General features: G+C 75.6%; 14 protein-coding genes. 8 read left to right on the forward strand and 6 right to left on the reverse strand.

What is annotated here, in order from left to right:
- Window positions 1–233: 233 nt before the first annotated feature.
- A complete protein-coding gene (locus SAM23877_RS18360) occupies window positions 234–2,315 on the forward strand; it encodes a PhoX family protein (RefSeq protein WP_053134208.1) in 2,082 nt (693 codons plus the stop codon).
- A gap of 25 nt (window positions 2,316–2,340) precedes the next feature.
- On the opposite strand, the gene SAM23877_RS18365 is transcribed toward SAM23877_RS18360, so the two are convergent.
- The 3 genes from SAM23877_RS18365 to SAM23877_RS18375 all read right to left on the reverse strand — a co-directional run bounded on the left by SAM23877_RS18365 (window position 2,341) and on the right by SAM23877_RS18375 (window position 5,148).
- Window positions 2,341–3,399, reverse strand: a complete 1,059-nt coding sequence (locus SAM23877_RS18365) for an endonuclease/exonuclease/phosphatase family protein (RefSeq protein ID WP_079030282.1) — start codon at window positions 3,397–3,399, stop codon at window positions 2,341–2,343.
- An 83-nt stretch (window positions 3,400–3,482) separates the two neighbouring features.
- Window positions 3,483–4,394 (reverse strand): hypothetical protein, encoded by a 912-nt coding sequence (locus SAM23877_RS18370; RefSeq protein ID WP_053134214.1) that lies wholly within the window; start codon window positions 4,392–4,394, stop codon window positions 3,483–3,485.
- Window positions 4,395–4,665: 271 nt separating this feature from the next.
- Window positions 4,666–5,148 (reverse strand): hypothetical protein, encoded by a 483-nt coding sequence (locus SAM23877_RS18375; protein ID WP_053134217.1) that lies wholly within the window; start codon window positions 5,146–5,148, stop codon window positions 4,666–4,668.
- A 68-nt stretch (window positions 5,149–5,216) separates the two neighbouring features.
- Here SAM23877_RS18375 and SAM23877_RS18380 point away from each other — a divergent pair, with 68 nt between their 5' ends.
- The 5 genes from SAM23877_RS18380 to SAM23877_RS18400 all read left to right on the forward strand — a co-directional run bounded on the left by SAM23877_RS18380 (window position 5,217) and on the right by SAM23877_RS18400 (window position 12,539).
- Window positions 5,217–6,458, forward strand: coding sequence for a PP2C family protein-serine/threonine phosphatase (locus SAM23877_RS18380; RefSeq protein ID WP_079030283.1), 1,242 nt, complete (start codon window positions 5,217–5,219; stop codon window positions 6,456–6,458).
- A gap of 63 nt (window positions 6,459–6,521) precedes the next feature.
- Window positions 6,522–7,601 (forward strand): hypothetical protein, encoded by a 1,080-nt coding sequence (locus SAM23877_RS18385; RefSeq protein ID WP_053134224.1) that lies wholly within the window; start codon window positions 6,522–6,524, stop codon window positions 7,599–7,601.
- A 504-nt stretch (window positions 7,602–8,105) separates the two neighbouring features.
- A complete protein-coding gene (locus SAM23877_RS18390) occupies window positions 8,106–8,468 on the forward strand; it encodes a hypothetical protein (RefSeq protein WP_053134227.1) in 363 nt (120 codons plus the stop codon).
- Between the two features lie 7 nt (window positions 8,469–8,475).
- Window positions 8,476–11,112, forward strand: coding sequence for a vWA domain-containing protein (locus SAM23877_RS18395; protein WP_053134230.1), 2,637 nt, complete (start codon window positions 8,476–8,478; stop codon window positions 11,110–11,112).
- Window positions 11,112–12,539 (forward strand): extracellular solute-binding protein, encoded by a 1,428-nt coding sequence (locus SAM23877_RS18400; RefSeq protein ID WP_053134232.1) that lies wholly within the window; start codon window positions 11,112–11,114, stop codon window positions 12,537–12,539. The genes SAM23877_RS18395 and SAM23877_RS18400 overlap by 1 nt, the downstream gene beginning before the upstream one ends.
- A gap of 33 nt (window positions 12,540–12,572) precedes the next feature.
- Here the strand turns inward: SAM23877_RS18400 and SAM23877_RS18405 are convergent, their stop codons facing one another.
- Window positions 12,573–12,755: a hypothetical protein gene (locus SAM23877_RS18405; protein ID WP_053134235.1), complete on the reverse strand. Its 183-nt coding sequence runs from the start codon at window positions 12,753–12,755 to the stop codon at window positions 12,573–12,575.
- Between the two features lie 113 nt (window positions 12,756–12,868).
- On the opposite strand from SAM23877_RS18405, the gene SAM23877_RS18410 reads away from it, so the two are divergent.
- The gene (locus SAM23877_RS18410) at window positions 12,869–14,218 is read left to right on the forward strand and encodes a helix-turn-helix domain-containing protein (RefSeq protein WP_053134238.1); all 1,350 of its coding nucleotides are present in this window, start codon (window positions 12,869–12,871) and stop codon (window positions 14,216–14,218) included.
- Between the two features lie 74 nt (window positions 14,219–14,292).
- Window positions 14,293–15,018 carry a GAF and ANTAR domain-containing protein gene (locus SAM23877_RS18415; protein ID WP_053134241.1) on the forward strand — a complete coding sequence of 242 codons (726 nt, stop codon included), beginning with the start codon at window positions 14,293–14,295 and terminating at the stop codon, window positions 15,016–15,018.
- An 83-nt stretch (window positions 15,019–15,101) separates the two neighbouring features.
- On the opposite strand, the gene SAM23877_RS18420 is transcribed toward SAM23877_RS18415, so the two are convergent.
- Window positions 15,102–15,893, reverse strand: a complete 792-nt coding sequence (locus tag SAM23877_RS18420) for a hypothetical protein (RefSeq protein WP_053134244.1) — start codon at window positions 15,891–15,893, stop codon at window positions 15,102–15,104.
- Window positions 15,894–16,020: 127 nt separating this feature from the next.
- Window positions 16,021–17,694 (reverse strand): glycoside hydrolase family 13 protein, encoded by a 1,674-nt coding sequence (locus SAM23877_RS18425; protein WP_053134247.1) that lies wholly within the window; start codon window positions 17,692–17,694, stop codon window positions 16,021–16,023.
- Between the last annotated feature and the right edge of the window lie 77 nt (window positions 17,695–17,771).

Here is a 17,771-nt window from a genome sequence, read left to right on the forward strand (position 1 = left end):
CAATCCCTGGCCAGGACGGACACGTAAGGTTAGCGGCCCTGGATTGTGATCTTGTGCAGGGTCTGCCACGAAAGTATCGGCGCGTCAAGACGGGATCGAGACGCCGCGGCAATTCCCCTCCGGCTGCCACGGGTTCACCCGCCGTTCACCGCGGCGCCCGTCTCCCGCACGTATGTGCACCTACGGTCGCGCTGACACCAAGGGCATCCAAGGGCTTCTCAGGGGAGAACACAGTGCGCAAGCTGCTGCCGTTGATCGGAACGCCGTCCGGTTCGCATCCCGGCGGCCGGTCCGCCATGACCTGCCGTTTCCGGTGTGGTGACGCCTGCTTCCACGAGGTGCCCAACACCAGCTCCAACGAGTACGTCGGCGACGTCATCGCCGGCGCCCTCAGCCGCCGTTCCATGATGCGCGCCGCGGCCGTCGTCACCGTCGCCGCGGCGGGCGCCGGGGCGGTGGGCGTGGCCGGGGCACCGTCGGCGCAGGCCGCGCCGGCGACGACCGGCCGGGGCCACGGGAAACCGGCGCGGAACGAGGGTGCGCGCGGGCTGCGGTTCACGCCCGTCGCCCCGAACACCGACGACGCCGTCACCGTCCCGGAGGGGTACCGGCAGGACGTCGTGATCCGCTGGGGCGAGCCCATCCTGCGCGGGGCGCCCGCCTTCGACCCGGAGCGGCAGACCGCCAAGGCGCAGGCCGGGCAGTTCGGGTACAACAACGACTTCCTCGCGCTGCTGCCGCTGCGGGGCGAGCACGGCCGGCAGGTCCTCGTCGCCAACCACGAGTACACCGACGAGGTGCTCATGTTCCGCGGCTACGACCCCGAGAACCCGACGCGCGAGCAGGTCGAGATCGCCTGGGCCGCGCACGGGCTGTCCGTCGTCGCCGTGGAGGAGGAGCGCAGGAGCGGGAAGCTGACGCCCGTCTCCCGGCACCGGCTCAACCGGCGGGTCACCGCGACCACCGAGTTCCGCCTGACCGGGCCCGCCGCCGGGTCCGACCTGGTGAAGACCTCCGCCGACCGCAGCGGCCGCAAGGTGCTCGGCACCCTCAACAACTGCTCCGGCGGCACCACGCCGTGGGGCACGACGCTGCACGGCGAGGAGAACTTCAACCAGTACTTCGCCCACAGCAGCCGCGCGACGGACAAGCGGTACGGCATCGGCACCGGCGCCACCGAGCGCAAGTGGGAGCGGTTCGACAAGCGTTTCGACGTCGCCCAGGAGCCGAACGAGGTGCACCGCTTCGGGTACGTCGTCGAACTCGATCCGTACGACCCGGAGTCGACCCCGCGCAAGCACACCCTGCTCGGCCGCTTCAAGCACGAGGCGGCGACCGTGCGGCTGACCCGCGACGGGCGTCCGGTCGTCTACACCGGCGACGACGAGCGGTTCGACTACTTCTACAAGTTCGTCGGCAGCAAGCGGATGCGGCACGGCGCCAGCCGCTGGGCGCGCGAGCACAACCTGTCGCTGCTCGACGAGGGCACCCTCTACGTCGCCAAGCTCAGCGGCGACTCCCCGGCGATCGAGATCGACGGCACGGGCAAGCTGCCGTCCGACGGCGAGTTCGACGGCAGCGGTCACTGGATCCCGCTGGTCACCGCGACCGAGGACGGCGCCGTCTCGCACGTCGAGGGCATGACCGCCGAGGAGGTGTGCGTCTTCACGCGGCTGGCCGGTGACAAGGTCGGCGCCACGAAGATGGACCGCCCCGAGGACATCGAGCCGTCTCCGACGACCGGCAAGGTGTACGTCGCCCTCACCAACAACTCCAACCGCGGGGTCGGCTCGGGCGCCAAGGCGGACGAGGCCAACCCGCGCAACGCCAACAAGCACGGGCACGTCCTGGAGCTGACCGAGCGCTGGAACCGGGCCGACGCCACGTCCTTCGCCTGGTCGCTGTTCCTCGTCGCCGGGGACCCGGAGGACCCGGCGACCTACTTCGCGGGCTTCCCGAAGGACCGGGTCAGCCCGATCTCCTGCCCCGACAACGTGGCCTTCGACGACCACGGCAACCTGTGGCTGTCCACCGACGGCAACGCCCTCGGCAGCCACGACGGCCTCTTCGGCGTCGCGACCAAGGGCGACCGGCGCGGTGAGCTGAAGCAGTTCCTGACCGTGCCGACCGGCGCGGAGACCTGCGGTCCGCTCATCCAGGACCGGCGTTTGCTGGTCGCCGTACAGCACCCGGGCGAGGTCGACGGTGCCTCGGTGGAGGAGCCGGCCAGCACCTGGCCCGACGGACCGGGGAAGCTCGTGCGCCCGGCGGTCGTGGCGGTGTGGCGCGCGGACGGCCGCGACATCGGCGTCTGAGCGCCTCCTAGGAGCGGGGCCGGTGTCAGCCGGCCCCGTGCAGCGTGAGGTCGACGACCAGGGCGCGGTGGTCGGTGTCGGCCAGGTCCAGGAACCGGGCGCGGTGCGCGGTGAAGTCGTCCGACACCAGGACGTGGTCGATCTGCACGCCGAACGCCGGGGCGGTCCGGGCCGGCCAGGTGGCCGTACGGTCGGCCCCGGTCAGCCGGGCCGCGTCGCTCAGCCCCGTGTCGAGGATGCGGCGGAAGGCGGCGTGGTCCTGGGAGGCGTTGAAGTCGCCGGCCAGGACGGTGGGGGTCTCGCCGTCCTCGGCGGCGGCGTCGCGCAGGGCGTCCAGCTCCTCGCGCCAGAGGCCGACCTGGTCCGGCAGCGGTGGCATCGGGTGGGCGAGCTGCAGCCGTACGGCGTGGCCGCGCACGTCGGCCACGGCGCCGGGCATGCCCATGGTGCCGGGGACCCCGGGGGTGGCCTCCAGCGGGTAAGTGCTGAGGATGACCGACCCCTCGGAGCCGCCGCCCTCGACGGCCTGCCGGTGGGGATAGGCGGCGGCGAGTTCGCGCCGCAGTGTCGCGTCGCACGCGTATTCGCACTCCTGTACGAACACGAGGTCGGGCTTCGTCCGCCGCACGGCGGAGACGAGCTCGTCGGTGCCCTGCCCGAACTCGACGTTCGAGGTCAGCACCCGCAGCTCGGCGACGGGCGGCCCGGCGGGCTCGCCGGTCCTGCCGTAGGGCTCGATGAACCACGCCAGCAGTCCGAGCAGCGTGACGCCCCACACCGCGCCGGCCCACCACCGGGTGAGCAGGGTCAGCAGCAGCCCGGCCCCGGCCGGCACGAGCAGCCAGGGCAGGAAGGCGAGCAGCTGCGGTACGGGCGTGACCCCGTCGCTGTCGGCGAGGCGGCAGCCGACGACCGCGCTCACCCCGGCGAGCAGCAGCCCCGCGCACCCTCGGGCGAACCGCCGTCCGGCGCGGCGGGGCGCCGGACGCCCGCCGGAGTCCGTCCACTGGTCGGTCGCCGTGTCGGTGTCCAAGTCCCGGCCTTCCCCTCGCGGGCGCGACGCCTGCCTCTGCGATGCCCGCATCCTCCCTCGAAGACGGGAACGGCGCGCGGAAAGTTGCGCCCGGCGCGGCAGCCGGCCAGGAGGCTCACGAGGCGGCGGGCGGCTCAGAGGCGGGCTCGGGGCGGGGCCGGGTCGACGGCGGTGCCGGCCGGGGCCCGGCGGCGGCGCGGACGTCCGTAGCGTCCCGTGAGCCAGGAGGCCAGGGCGACCGCCAGGCCGAGGCCGACGAGCAGCCAGGAGGCCGTGCGCAGGGTCTCGGTGAGGGCGTCGTAGACGGCGCCCGCGGCCGGTCCGTCCACGGCGCCGTCCACCGCGCCGGGGAGTTCGGCGACGGTGAGCCGGCGGCCGACCACGACGGCGAGGGCGAGCAGCGCCCCGCCGAGGGCGGTGCCGACCCCGGCGGCGGTGACGGCGCGCCGGCGGCACGCGGCGACGGCGATGCCGGTGACCGCGAAGACGACGGCCGCGAGCGGCAGCCAGAAGGCGGCGACGTCGAGCACGTGGTAGCCCTTCCTGAGCCGGTCCACCTCGTGGGCCGGGAGCACGGTGACCGCGGTGTGCCGGACCGGGATGCGCCGTGCGAACGGCACGTCCTCGGTGAGCCGGTCCTTGACGCGTGTGGTGACCGGGGCCAGGTCGACGGTGACCGCGCGGCCGTGCGCCCCTTCGTCCCGCAGCGCGCGCAGGACGGCCTCGTGCACCGTCCGGTTGGCGGCCTCCCAGCCCTCGCGGAAGGCCTCGGTCCGGGTGAACGACCGTGTCGCGTCCTGGGCGAACAGCCGCACGGAGTCGTGCAGGGGGCCGGCCGCGACCTGTTCCGAGAAGCGGTCGCCCACCGCGGCGGCGACCGCGTCGCGCACGTTTGGATCGTCGGCGAGCGGCGCCACGGCGGCGACGTACCGCCCGGTGTCGCCCGGCCCGTACGTCGCCCAGGCCGCCAGCGTGCCGCACGGCGCGAGCAGGCAGGCGAGGGCGATGAGGGTGGTGGACAGGGCGGTCCGCAGGCGTGGGGGCACCCTTCCAGGCAAGGTCCCGGCGACGGTCGGGGCGACCGGCGTGACTGCATTCGGCGGCCCATGACGAGCCGAACGGGCGGTTGGGCGGGACCGGAGGGCACCGGGTCACCGGGTCACCGGGTCACCGGGTCACCGGGTCGCCGGGTCGCCTGGCCACCGTCGTATTCCCATGGGGGAAGCACCGGTGTACGGGCGGACGGCAGCCGTGGCCGATCGCCCGACCGCCCTTCCGCCCTTCCGCCCGACCGCCCGGGACCCGCGCCGGCGGACCTCAGTCGACGCGGCGGTGCCCCTGCGCGTCCTCGTGGGTGTAGTAGCGGTAGAAGAGGGAGGCGAACACCGCCGCCGCGAGCAGCAGGGACACGACGACGGAGGTGAAGACGGCCACGCCGCTGCGGGAGTACAGGAATCCCAGCGCGCAGCCCGCGAACGCCGCCCACAGCGCCGCGTGTCCTTCGCGCGGCAGCCGCTCGGCGACCGCCCGGACCACGGCGAAGAGGACGACGAACGCGAGCACGGTCAGGAAGCCGAACAGGACGTTCCAGCCGGTGATGGGGCCGCCGCGGCGGCTGATGGACGCGGCCCAGTAGCCGTAGACCAGCCCGATCCCGACGGGCACCGCCCACTTCGCCATCCGGTGGGCCCGCGGGCCGAAGACGTCGGGTGTCGTCGTACGGTCACGGGTGCCCGGCCCGCCGGGTGCTCCGGTGGGCGCCTGGGTGGCCGTGCCGCGTGTCGGTACCGCATGAGCCATGAGCGCACTCCTCTCACCTCGCCCCCGACTACCAGCGCACACCTCGGCAGGCCCGTCGGCAAGTCAGGATGCGGGCCGCCGGGGAGCGTGCTTCGCTGAGGCCCGTGAGGGGTCGCTACCGCAGTCCGGTGCGCGGCCGGTGGCGGCTGCTCGGCCGGCTCGTCCAGGCCGCCGGCCGGGGCGACGCCGTGTCCCGGCACGAGCTGCTCAGCGTCCGGGGTCACAGCGTCGCCTGGATGTTCCCGCTGCTGCTGCTCGCCGCCATCACCATGGCCGACACCACGACCGGCGCCTTCGAGATCATCTCGTGGACGGTGCTCGTCCCCGGGGTCTCCGCCGCGGTCTGCGGGGTGCGGACCACCGCGGTGTACGCGGTGATCGCCGTCGCCGTCTACGTCATGGCCGACACCGTCTGGCAGCACCGTGCCCAGACCGGCCTGCCCGGCCTGTTCCTGGTCGCCCTCGGCGGCGCGATCGCCGTGGTGGCCGCCGCGCTCCGGGTGGGCGGCGAGCAGCGCATGGTGCACATGCGGGACATCGCCGACACCACCCGCCGCACCGTGCTGCGGCCCCTGCCGGTGGGTTTCGGCGGCCTGGAGCACGCCGCCGTCTACCTCTCGGCGGACACCGAGGCCCGCGTCGGCGGCGACTTCTACGACATCCAGCCCGGCCCGCACGGCACCCGCGTCCTCGTCGGTGACGTGCAGGGCAAGGGGCTGGGCGCGGTGGAGGCGGCGGCCGCGCTGCTCGGCACCTTCCGTGAGGCCGCCTACCACGAGCCGGACCTCGCGACGGTCGCCGAGCGGCTGGAGATCCGGATGCGCCGTCACCGCGCGCACACCGCGGCCCTCGGCCGGTCGGACGGAGACCGCTTCGCCACCGCCGTGCTGATCGGCTTCTCGGAGGACCGGTCCGACACCGTGGAGGCCGTCGTCTTCGGCCACGATCCCCCGCTGGCGGTCGGCCCGGCCGGCGTACGGTCCGTGACGGTCGCCGGAGGACTGCCGCTGGGCATGAACGACCTCGTCCCCGGCCCGCCGGTGCCGCCGGTGCACCGCGTCGCGCTCGCCGCGGACGAGACGCTGCTGCTGGTCACCGACGGGGTGACCGAGGCCCGCGACCCCGAGGGCTGCTTCTACCGGCACGCCGAGGAGGTCGCCCGCGCGGTGGCCGCCGACCCGTCGGGAGCCGCACCGGGGCGGCTGGTGGCGCTGGTGCGGGACGGCACCCTGCGGCACTGCCGGGGGCGGCTGGCCGACGACACCACGGTCTTCGCGGTACGGCGGTGGGGGCGGCCGCCGGACTGGTAGGTGCCCCGCTGTGCGTCCGCAACGGTTACGGTGCTGCCGTACGTGATCGACAGGGGGAGGGACATGCCCGGAACCGTGCTGCTGCTCGCGGCGTCGCCCGTGGGCAGGGGGTGCCTGGTGGACGCCGCCTCCGTGCTCCCCGTGCTCGCGGCCGTGCCGCCCGCCGTGCTCTCCGGCACCGACACCGCGAACGTCGTCGAGCTCGCCGATCCGCTGGAGCCGCAGGCCGTCCTCACCCGGCTGCGTGCCGCCGCGGCGGCTCCCGGCCCGCTGACGGTGTACGTCGTCGGGCAGCTCCAGCTGGACCGGCGCCAGCGCCTGCCGCACCTGGCGCTGGCCCGTACGACACCGGCGACCGTCCGCTACACCGCCCTGCCCTGGCACTGGATCCGCGAGGAGCTGCGGCTGCGGCCGAGTGGCGCGACGACGCTCCTGCTCGACCTGCACGCCGACCAGGAGACCTGGCAGTGGCTGCGGGCCAACCCGCTGGACTCCGGGCGCAACAACGCCGTCTACGGCCGTGTCGCGCCGCCGCCCTCGCGGCGGACGGTGGGCACGCCGTCGTACATGCGCGCCGTCGCGACGATCCTGCGCAGCGGGCACCGGCCGCCGCCGGACCAGTTGCACCAGCAGGCGCTGGCCCGGACCGCGGCCGAGAGCGCGGCCGGCGGGGCGGCGGCCGGTGCCGACCTGGTGCTGACGGCGCCGGGCCCGGTGGCGGGCGATCCGCACGCCGTCATCGCCGACGCCGTGCGGTCCGGCCGGCACGCGGACGCCGACGCGCTCGCCGCCCGGCACGAGCACGCCGCCGCCCTCGCGCACGGGCCCGCCTCCGCGGACGCGCTGCACTGGGCGGAGGTCCGGGCGGACCTGGCGATGTTCGCGGGCGACCCGGTGCGCAGCTGCCGTGCCTGGCTGAGGGTGGCCGAGGCCCGGCTGGGCGCCGGGCAGCCGCCCGGGGCGCCCGCGGTGGAGGCGGCCGTGGACCGGGCCCACCACCAGTGGGGGAAGATCCACGACACCGGCCCCGCCCGGGAACTGGGCGCGGCGCTCGCCGTGCTGCGGGGCCGGGTACCCGGCCGGCGTGAGGGTGCGCTGGACCATGTCCAGCGCGAGCTGAGCCGCTTGCAGACCCAGGGCTGAGGCGGCCCCTGGCACCGGTCCGCCGTGTGCGGGTTGGGGTGGCTGCGGGCGTCGGTCCGCCGTGTGCGGGGTTGGGTGGCTGCGGCGTCGGTCCGCCGTGTGCGGGGTTGGGGTGGCTGCGGGCGTCGGTCCGCTGTGCGCGGGGTTGGGGTGGCTGCGGGCGCCGTCCGCTGTGCGCGGGGCTGAGGCGGCCCCTGGCACCGGTTCGCCGTGTGCGGGGCTGGGGTGGCTCGGGTGCCGGTTCGCAGATCCTGGGTGGGGTTCGGTGGGGTGGCGTCCGCTGATGCGGGGGCGAGGCGGCCCTCGGCGTCGGTCTGCCGGCGCGGGGCGGCTGCGGGCGCCGGTGCGCAGGCCCAGGGGCGAGGCGGCCCGGGTGCCGTCCGCCGGCGCGGGGGCTGGAGCGCCCCCGGGCGGGCTCGGTCGGCCCGCGCGCCCGCGTGCGCATCGCGAGAGCGGCGCACAGACCCTCCCCTGCACGCAACCGCGGTGCCATGATGGTGAGTTATGGCTGAGGGGGACGGAGTGGCGACGCACGGTATCCGCGTCCGGTTGGACGGGACGGCGAGCGAGAGCGACATCGACGCACTGCACAAATGGCTGGAGCGGGAGAAACCGCTCGCCGACCTGGCCCGCACCGACCAGCTCCGTATCGACGAACGGATCCGGATCGACGAGGCCGGCGCTCCCATGGGCACCGGCATGGACATCGTCGTGGCGGTGCTCGGGGGCGCCGCGGGCGCGATCTTCCAGTCGGTGGTGGACCAAGTCAGGCGGTCCGTGGAGGCCTGGCGGGCCAACCGCCGCGAGGTGGAGAACGGCGAGCCGCCCGAGGCGAGCGTCGAGCCGGTGCGACCCGACGGCAGGTAGGCGGCCGGTGACCGGTTACGACCCGCGGGGGAAGGCGAACCGGGCGCTGCTGGTCGGAGTGTCCGAGTACGACCACACGGCTCCGCCGGACGGCGTGCCCGGCGACCTTCCCGCGGTCAGGCACAACCTGAACCGGCTGGAGGAGGCGCTGCGGCACGGCGGCGTGTTCGGCGAGCGGGGGATCACGGTGTGCCGCTCCCCCGACCAGGGCACCTTCGACCAGGAGCTGTGGAAGGCCGGCACGGAGGCCGACGGCGTCCTGCTGCTGTACTTCGCCGGGCACGGGGCGATCCCCAACGCGGGCGACGAGCTGTTCCTCCAGATGCGCAAGGCACGCGTGGTCGCGGGAGGGCACGCCGTCTTCCCGGGGGCGGAGCTGTTCAGCGTCGCCCAGGCGATGCTGGCCGCCAGTCCCGCCCAGCGGATCGTCATCGTCCTCGACTGCTGCTTCGCGGGCAACGCCGCCTGGATCCGCCCGGACCCGCGCGACAAGCGGCGGGTGCTGCTGCTGATGAGCGTGCAGGCCAACCACCGGATCGACGCGGGCGATCCGGGGACTCCGACGCCGTTCACCGCCGAGCTGGCGGCGCTGCTGGAGCGCGACGGCGAGGTGTGGTTCAGCGAGCTCGTGGACGAGCTGCGGGCCCGGATGTCCGCGGGCGGCCGGCGGACGCTGCGCGGCGATCCCTGGGAGCCCCAGAGCCGCACCGAGCCGGGGGAGGACGTGCTCCTCGGAGCCCGCTCCCCCTCGGGCGGCCCGGGTGTCCCGCTCCCGCCGGACGCGCAGGAGGACGAGACCACCGAGCCGGAGCCCTCGTGGTGGGCGGTGGCCGCCCGCCGGACGTGGACCGGCCTGACCAGGGCGGCGGGGGTGGTGGCCGGGGCCGTGGGCGGGCTGCTCCGGCCAGGGCCCGACGGGCCGCCCTTCGGGGTCGCGGCGCGGCGGCTGGTCGCGGGAGCGGCGGTGCTGCTGTTCGTGGCCGTCGTCGGCATCGGCACGTACCGTTTCGCCGCCATGAACGGTGACTCGTCCACCTGTCCTCCGCCCCTGGAGCTGCGGGTGCTCACCGACCCGGACCTGGAGTCGACCGTCCGGGCCGCCGCCGACGCGTACCTGACCTCGGAGGAGAACACCGCCGACGGCTGCCGGTCCAGCGGCATCACCGTCTACAGCGCGGGCGCCGCCGACGCGGTCACCGCCCTGCGCAGGCAGACCGGCGCCTGGCAGGAACCCCGCGACGACGACACCAACCCGCAGCGCGACGTCGGCCCGCAGCCCGACGTGTGGATACCCGGCTCCCCGGCCGACGCCGCCCGGGTCTCCGCGGGACAGGACACCGACGCCGTGGCCGCCCTGGACCCCGACGAGGAGCCCTTCGCGTACTCGCCGATCGTGCTCGCCGTCCCGCAGGACATCGCCGCCGACAAACTCGGGGAGCGCACCGGTCTCCCGCTCACCCGGATGATCGACGCCCTGCGCGACCGGCGCGAGGACGCCGAGGTGCGCCGTCCCGACCCGGAGTTCACCGACACCGGGCTGCTCGCCACGATCGGCCTGCACCGGGGCGCCGGCGACACCGGCGCCCCCGACGCCCGCCGCGCCGAGGCCCGGGTGGACCAGCCGGGACCGCCCTCGCCGACCGCCGCCGAGCTGCTGTGCGCGCTGCCCGACGACGACGCCCTCGACAACCGCACCGCGGCCCTCGTCCCCGAGTTCCTGCTGCGGAGCGGCGTCGGCTGCGACAGCGCCCGCCGCACCCCGCGCATGGCGCAGTACCCCGGCGACGTGCCCGGCCTGGAGCCGCTCTTCGTCCGCGTCCGCTGGCAGGGCGCCGACCGCGACGAGGCCGACCGGGACCGGGCGGCGGACGGTTTCCGGCAGTGGCTCACCGGCGGGGGAGGACGGGCCGCCCTCGCCCGGGACGGCTTCCGCGCGCCCACCGGCGACCGGGCCCTGCTGGACACCGAGGAGGTGGCCGACGCGGTGTTGCGGGCGCCGTCCCCGCTGACCGAGTCCGCCGGACGGGACGCGATGGAGGCGTCCCTGGAGGGCTACCGGGGTGCCAACGGCCCGGGACGCGTGCTGTTCCTGCTCGACAGCTCCGGCTCGATGGCCGGCCAGTGGGAGGGCGCCAGCGGCGGCCCCGGCCTGCTGAAGCAGTCGCTCGGCGGGCTCGGCGACCGGGACGAGTACGGCGTGTGGGCGGTCTCGGGCACGGGCGAGGACACGTACGACACGCTGCTGCCCTTCGGCCGGCACACCCGCAAGGACGCCGAACGCGCCATCGACCGCGAGGCCCGGGTCCGGGACGCCGGGGCCGACCCGGCCGGGGCGCTGCGGGAGGCGCTCGACGCCATGGAACGGCGGGGCGCCCACGACGAGCGGCCCGGCCTGATCGTCTTCGTCACCGACGACGAGGACGCGGGCCGGCCCTCCGGCGACCGTTTCACCGGCCTCCTCGCCCTCGCCGGCGCGGGGGAGACGCCGGTCGCGATGGTCTCCCTCAAGGGCGGCGCCTGCGACGCGGGGAAGCCGGACGCCCTGATCTCCGAGGCGAGCGGCGGGCGCTGCGTGGACGCCGACGAGGACCTCGGCGCGGCCCTGCACGACGAGGTGGCACGCATCGGAACGGGGGAGACGTGATGCTCCGACCACGGCTCGCCGGGGCGGCGGGGCGACGGCTCGCGGTCCTGGCGGCCCCTCTGCTCCTGCTCCTGCCGACCGCCTGCGGCGGGGGCGGAGGCGGGGGCGGGGGGAACGGGCACGCGGCCACGCCCTCCGCCGACGTGCCCGGTGACATCGTGGTCGCCAGCGGACGGGACGTCACCGGCAAGAACGGCATCCGCCAGCGGCTCATCGACGTGTGGAACACCGGACAGGAGAAGTCCGGCACCGGCTACCGCGCCCGGCTGGTCGAACTCCCCGGCAACGCCGACGAGCAGCGCAGCCAGCTGCTCGGTGCCCTCCAGTCCGGCAGCGCCGCCTACGACGTGGTCAACCTCGACGTCACCTGGGTCCCGGAGTTCGCCGCCGCACGTCTGATCAGCCCGCTGCCGAAGACGCTGCTCGACGACGACGTGATCGAACCCGTGGCCCGTACGGCCCGCTGGGACGGTGAGGTGTACGCCGCGCCCTTCAACAGCGACGTCGGCCTGCTCTACTACCGGCGGGATCATCTGCGGGAGGCGGGCGTCGAACGCCCCGACCTGGGCGGCGGCCTGGAGTGGCCGGAGCTGAAGAAGCTGATCACCACCCTCGACGAGCGCCGGCCCGACGGCTACGAGAAGGGCTGGACCACCCAGCTCGCCGCCTACGAGGGACGCACCGTCAACGCCGTGGAGGCGTTCGCGTCGGCGGTACCCGGCTTCACGCTCACCGACGAGGACGGCCGCTACGAGGCGACCGTCGAGGAGCTGACCGAGGGCATCACGGAGCTGCGCCGCCGCACCGAGGCGGCCTCCGTCCTGCCGGACGCCTTCCGCTCCGACGAGGCGGCCTCCCTCGGTGACTTCGCCGCCGGCCGCACCTCCTTCCTGCGGCACTGGCCGTACGTGTATCCGGCCCTGCACCAGACCTTCCCGAAGGACCGGCACGGCGAACGGCTCGGTGTGACCGCGCTGCCGGGCCGCGCCGTGCTCGGCGGCCAGAACCTCGCCGTGACCGCCGCCTCCCAGCGGGCGGACAAGGCGACCGAGCTGATCAGGTTCCTGACCGGCAAGGAGAGCGAACGCTGTCTGCTGGACGCCGGTTTCGCGGCGACGCGCGTCTCCGCGTACACGGACGACGCGGTGACCTGCGCGGTGGGCGCCGCGCCGACTCCCTCGGCGGCCCCCACCGGGGAGGGCGCCGACACCGTTCCCCGGGACGCGGCGGGGCGGCCCGAGTACGCGCACGACGTCCTGCTCCCGGCGTTGCAGGAGGCGGCCCACCGCCCCCGCACCCCGCTGTACGGCGCCTTCACCCAGACCTTCACCACCGAACTGGGCGCCCTCTTCGCCGACGATCCGCCGGGCGACGCGGAACTGGCACGGCGCCTGGCCGGGGCCCTGGAGCAGGCCCTGCCGCACTGACCCCGGGCAGCGGGCCCGGTCGGCACGCCCGGGTCAGCGGGTGACGGTGACCAGGGAGTCCGTGACCGGGACCGCGTCCCGCTCCGGTGCGGGGGCCGGTGGGGGCGCGGGGTCCGCCGGGCCCGCGTTCGCGGCCAGCAGCAGGCAGGCCATGGCGGCGACGGCGGCGGCGAGGGCCCTGGCGTAACGTGCGGCGGTGCGTGTGCGTTCGAGCACGGCGTCCTCTGCGGGTGGTACGGGTGGCGCCAAGCGCGGTTAAGCACGCTTAATCCGCCGTTTAACCTAGAGTCGGCGGAGTCGAACGGCAAGGGCCGCAGGGGGAGTTGGCAGTGGGCGACCGTGACGACCGGGAGACCATAGGGCGCCGCGTGCAGCGGCTGCGGGCCGAGCGGGGGATGACCCAGCGCCAGCTCGCCGAGCCGGCGTACACGCCCGCCTACATCTCCACCCTGGAGGCCGGCCGCGTCCGCCCCTCCGACGAGGCGCTGCGGCATCTCGCCGAACGGCTCGGCGTCGATTACGAGGAACTGGCCACCGGGCGCCCGGCGCGGCTCGCCACCGGTCTGCGGCTCAGGCTCACCGAGGCGCGGCGCACGCTCGCCACCGGGGCCGCCGAACAGGCGGCCGGGCAGTACGCCGAGCTGCTCGCCGAGGCCGAGGCGTACGCGTGGCCCGAGGAGCGGGCCGACGCGCTGCTCGGACTCGGGGAGTGCGCGGTGGAGACCGGCGAGCTGGTCACCGCCCGGCAGTACTTCGAACGGGCGCAGGAGTGCCTCACCGACGCCGGCGCCCCCCTGCCCGCCCGGGTCCCCGCCCTGCGCGGACGGGCCCTCGCCCACTACCTCGCCGGTGAACTCCGGTACGCCGTGTACCTGCTGGAGTCCACCCTGGACGAGCTCAACCGCGGCGGCCTGCACGACCCCGACGCGCTGCTGCTGCTGTACGCCAGCGCCATCGGCCCGTACATGGACATGGGCGCGCACGCGCGCGCCGCCCAGGCCGCCGAGCTCGCCCTCGCCCTCGCGCCCCGGGCCGGCGACCCGGCGCTGGTGGCCCGCATGCACCGCTCCGTCGCCCGCACCCTGCTCGCCGAGGGCCGCCTGGAGGAGGCCGACGCCTCGCTGGCCAAGGCCGCCGAGCTGTACCGCACGCTGCAACTGCGCACCGAGCTGGCCAACTGCCACTGGATGCGCGGCTACGTCTGCGCGCAGAACGGTGAACTCCCCCGCGCCGAGGAGGAGATGCGGGAGGCCCTCGGCATGCTCTCCGCCACCCGCGCCGCCCTCTACACCAGCCAGGTCGCCGTCGAACTGGCCGACGTGCTGCACCGGCGCGGCAAGTCCGAGGAGGCCGCCGGGCTGCTGCACGGGGTGCTGGACGACCTCTCCTCCGAGCGCGGCGCCGTGCACGCCGCGGGTGCGCACCGGCTGCTCGGCGTCATCGCCGAGGACGCCCGGGACACCGAGGCCGCCGAGGAGCACTACGTCCGCGCCCTCAGTCTGCTGGAGCGGGCGGGCGCGGCCGGTGACCTGGCCGACCTGTGCCGGCTGCTGGGCGACCTGCTGCGGCGCACCGGCCGCGTCGAGGCGGCCCTCGACGCCTACCGCACCGGCCTCGGGCACCGCACGGCACCGGGCACGACCACGCTGGGCCCGGCCCCCGCCCCGCCGCCGCTGTAGCGGGCCGCGGCGCGGGTTTCCCCCGGTCGGGCAGGGGTAACCGGGTCTCCGGCCGCTTTCGAGCGAAGGAGGCGGTGCGCGTGCGGCCCAGTGACGGAGGCTGGTGGCCCTCGGACGGGTCACGTGCCGCCGAGGTGATCGCCGCCCGTGTGCGCGGCGCTTCGCCCGGCGAGGTGCCGGGCCGGCTGTGCGAGACGGTACTGGGGCTGCTGCCGGTGAGCGGCGCCAGCGCGTCGCTGCGCAGTGCGGGCCTGCCGGTGCGGCTGTGTGCCACGGGCGACCGGGCGTCGTACCTGGCGGAGATCCAGGCCACGCTGGGGGACGGGCCGTGCGTGAGCGCCGCCGAGTCGGGCACACCGGTGCTCGCCCGTGATCTGACGGCCGGCGCCGACGCCGGCCGGTGGCCCGTCTACGCCCAGCAGGCCACGGCGCTCGGCGTACGGGCGGTCTACGCGCTGCCGCTGGGCAGCGACTCGGCGTGTCTGGGCACCCTCGACCTCTACCGGGACACCCCCGGCGGGCTGACCGGCCCGCAGCTGCGCACGGCACGGCTGGTGGCCGGTGCTATGACGGTGGCGCTGATGGCGCTGCCGCACGGGGAGGGCGCCTGGCTGGACGAGCTGGCCGGCGACCACGACGAGGTGTACCGGGCCGTCGGCATGATCATGGCCCAGTTGGGCGTGGGCGCCGACGAGGCCCTGGCCCGGCTGCGTGCCGACGCGTTCGCCCGGGGCCGCAGCGCCTACGAGGCGGCCCGTGACGTCACCACCCACCGACGCCGCTTCGCCGGAGAGGGCTAGGCCCCCGCGCCCTCGGCCCCGCCTCCGGGGTGTCCGTCCCGGGCCTTCCTCCGAGGCTGTTCGCCAGGTCCGCCGACAGCTCCTCAGACCTGCGCCCGCCCCTGCCGCCGGACCTCCGCCAGCCGGCCGGCCCCGACCTCCGCGGCCGTCCGTGTGGCGTCGTCGACGGGTTCGCCGAGGGTGCCGTGGGTGAGGCTGATCGCGTCGTCGCCCACGCGCACGGCGGCGAGGTCCACGGTGAGGACGGCACCCGCGGTGTCCGCGCCCCCGGCGTCCGCCGGACCGCTGACCGTCACCCGCAGGCCCTGTCGGGCGTCCCCCGGCTCCGGCAGGGGCACGGCGGTGACCCGCACGTCCCGGACGGCACCACGGGCGGAGCGTGCCGTGAAGTGCCCGCAGGTGTCCGGCAGCGTCCCGAGCCAGGCCAGCGTCCGGTCGATGTCGGCGGCGCGGTGCGAGGTGACCCGGTAGTGCAGCTGGGCCCCGCCCGCCGTGTCGTCCAGGGCGACCGTGGCCCGCGGCGCGGTGGCGGAGCCGAAGAGCTCCTCGGTGTAGAGGACGTCCAGCAGCCGCCGGCAGTCGGCCCGCTCCGCGGTGGCCTTGAGGACACCGTCCCGCCAGGTCGCGGCGCCCCGCGTCGGCTCCCAGGTCTCCCCGAGGTCGGCCTCCGTGATCAGGGCCGCCCGGGCCTGTCCCCGGGTGAGCACGGGCGGCACGGCGGGTGACGGGAGCGCGGCCGGGGACCGTGTGCTCGCCGGCGCGGTGCCCGTCGGCCGGTCCCCGTGCCGCTCGCCGCCGGCGCAGCCGGCCGCCGTCAGCGCCAGCGCCGCCGAGAGCGCGCAGGCGAGCGGGGGGCGGGCGGCGGCGTGCTGCATGGGCGTGCCTCCTGGGGGGCCGGGCGGGCGGCCCTCCGGGACCGGCCGCACCCTCCACGGCACCACCGCCCCCGCCCCGCCACCAGCGTGCGGGGCCGTCCGGGTGAGGCGGGGACGGGCGGAGCGCCTAACGCCCCAGCCACACCGTCGTGTCCGGCCCGAGGCGGCCGTCGTCCAGGGGTGCGCTGCTCAGCAGGACCTCCCCGGCCGGCAGGTCGACCGTCGTGCCGGAGAGATTGGCGACGCAGCGCCAGGTGTCCGTGCGGTCGAACTGAAGCACCCCCGCCGGGACATCGTCCGCCCAGGTCAGCGACTCGCCGTCGAGCAGTTTGCGGCGCAGGCGCAGGGCCGTCCGGTACAGCTCCAGGGTCGAGCCCTCCACCCCGTCCTGGGCCTGGACGGCGTACGACGCGAAGTCCGGGGGCTGCGGCAGCCACGCCCCGCCCGCGCCGAAGCCGTACGACGGTCCGCCGGTCGTCCACGGCAGCGGCACCCGGCATCCGTCGCGGCCCTTGCGGACGTGCCCGGTCTGCTCCCAGATCGGGTCCTGGAGCACCTCGGTGGGCAGGTCGGCCACCTCGGGCAGTCCCAGCTCCTCGCCCTGGTAGACGTACGCCGACCCGGGCAGCGCCAGCATCAGCAGCGTCGCCGCCCGGCCCCGGCGCAGCCCGGCCCGCCGGTCGACGGCCGGTGCGTGGCCGCCGGACAGCAGCCAGGCGTCGGTGTCGGTGCCCGGCGGCAGGGCGAGGCGGGTGGCGTGGCGGACCACGTCGTGGTTGGAGAGCACCCAGGTCGCCGAGGCACCGGCGGCGCGGGCGTCGGCCAGGGAGCCGGTGATGATCTCGCGCAGCTCGGCGGCGTCCCAGCCGCCCTGGAGGTACTCGAAGTTGAAGGCCTGCCCCAGCTCGTCCGGGCGGGCGTACAGCGCGCGCCGGGCACCCGGCACCCAGGCCTCGGCCACCGCCATCCGGGGCGGGGTGTAGGCGTCCAGGATCTTGCGCCAGTCGCGGTAGACCTCGTGCACCTCGTCGCGGTCGTAGAACGGGTGGGCGCCCGGTGCGAACTCCGCGAGCGCGGCCTCGCTGCTCAGTTCGGGGGCGCCGAGGTCGCGCAGCGGCTCGGTCAGGTCCTTGACCAGCGCGTGCGCCACGTCGACGCGGAAGCCGTCGACGCCCCGGTCGCACCAGAACTTCAGCGTGGTGCGGAAGTCGGCGCGGACCTGCTCGTTGTCCCAGTTCAGGTCGGGCTGCTCGGGGGTGAAGAGGTGCAGGTACCACTGCCCGTCGGGCACCCGCTTCCAGGCGCTGCCGCCGAAGACGGACTGCCAGTCGGTGGGCGGCAGTTCCCCGTGTTCGCCGCGGCCGTCGCGGAAGACGTACCGGTCGCGGGCCGCGGAACCGGGGCCCGCGTCCAGGGCCTCCCGGAACCACGCGTGACGGTGCGAGGAGTGGTTGGGGACGAGGTCGACGATCACCTTGAGGCCCAGCCGGTGGGCCTCGGCGGCCATCGCGTCGAAGTCGTCCAGGGTGCCCAGGCGGGGGTCGACGTCCCGGTAGTCGTCGACGTCGTAGCCGCCGTCGGCGAGTTCTGAGGGGTAGAACGGGCTGAGCCACAGGGCGTCGACGCCCAGGGCGGACAGGTGGGTCAGGCGCTGGGTGACGCCGCGCAGGTCACCGAGCCCGTCCCCGTCGGCGTCGGCGAAGCTGCGGGGGTAGACCTGGTAGATGACGGCCTGCCGCCACCAGTTGGGGTCCTTGGACGACAGATCGGGCGTGCTGCTGGTGGTGGGGCGGACGGTCACGCGGTCTCCTTCGCGGTGCGTGCGGGCGACACGAACAGGTCTGTCCACATCACCCGAAAAGTGAACCCGCGCGAGGG

Origin of the sequence: Streptomyces ambofaciens ATCC 23877, assembly GCF_001267885.1 — a bacterium.
GTDB lineage: Bacteria > Actinomycetota > Actinomycetes > Streptomycetales > Streptomycetaceae > Streptomyces > Streptomyces ambofaciens.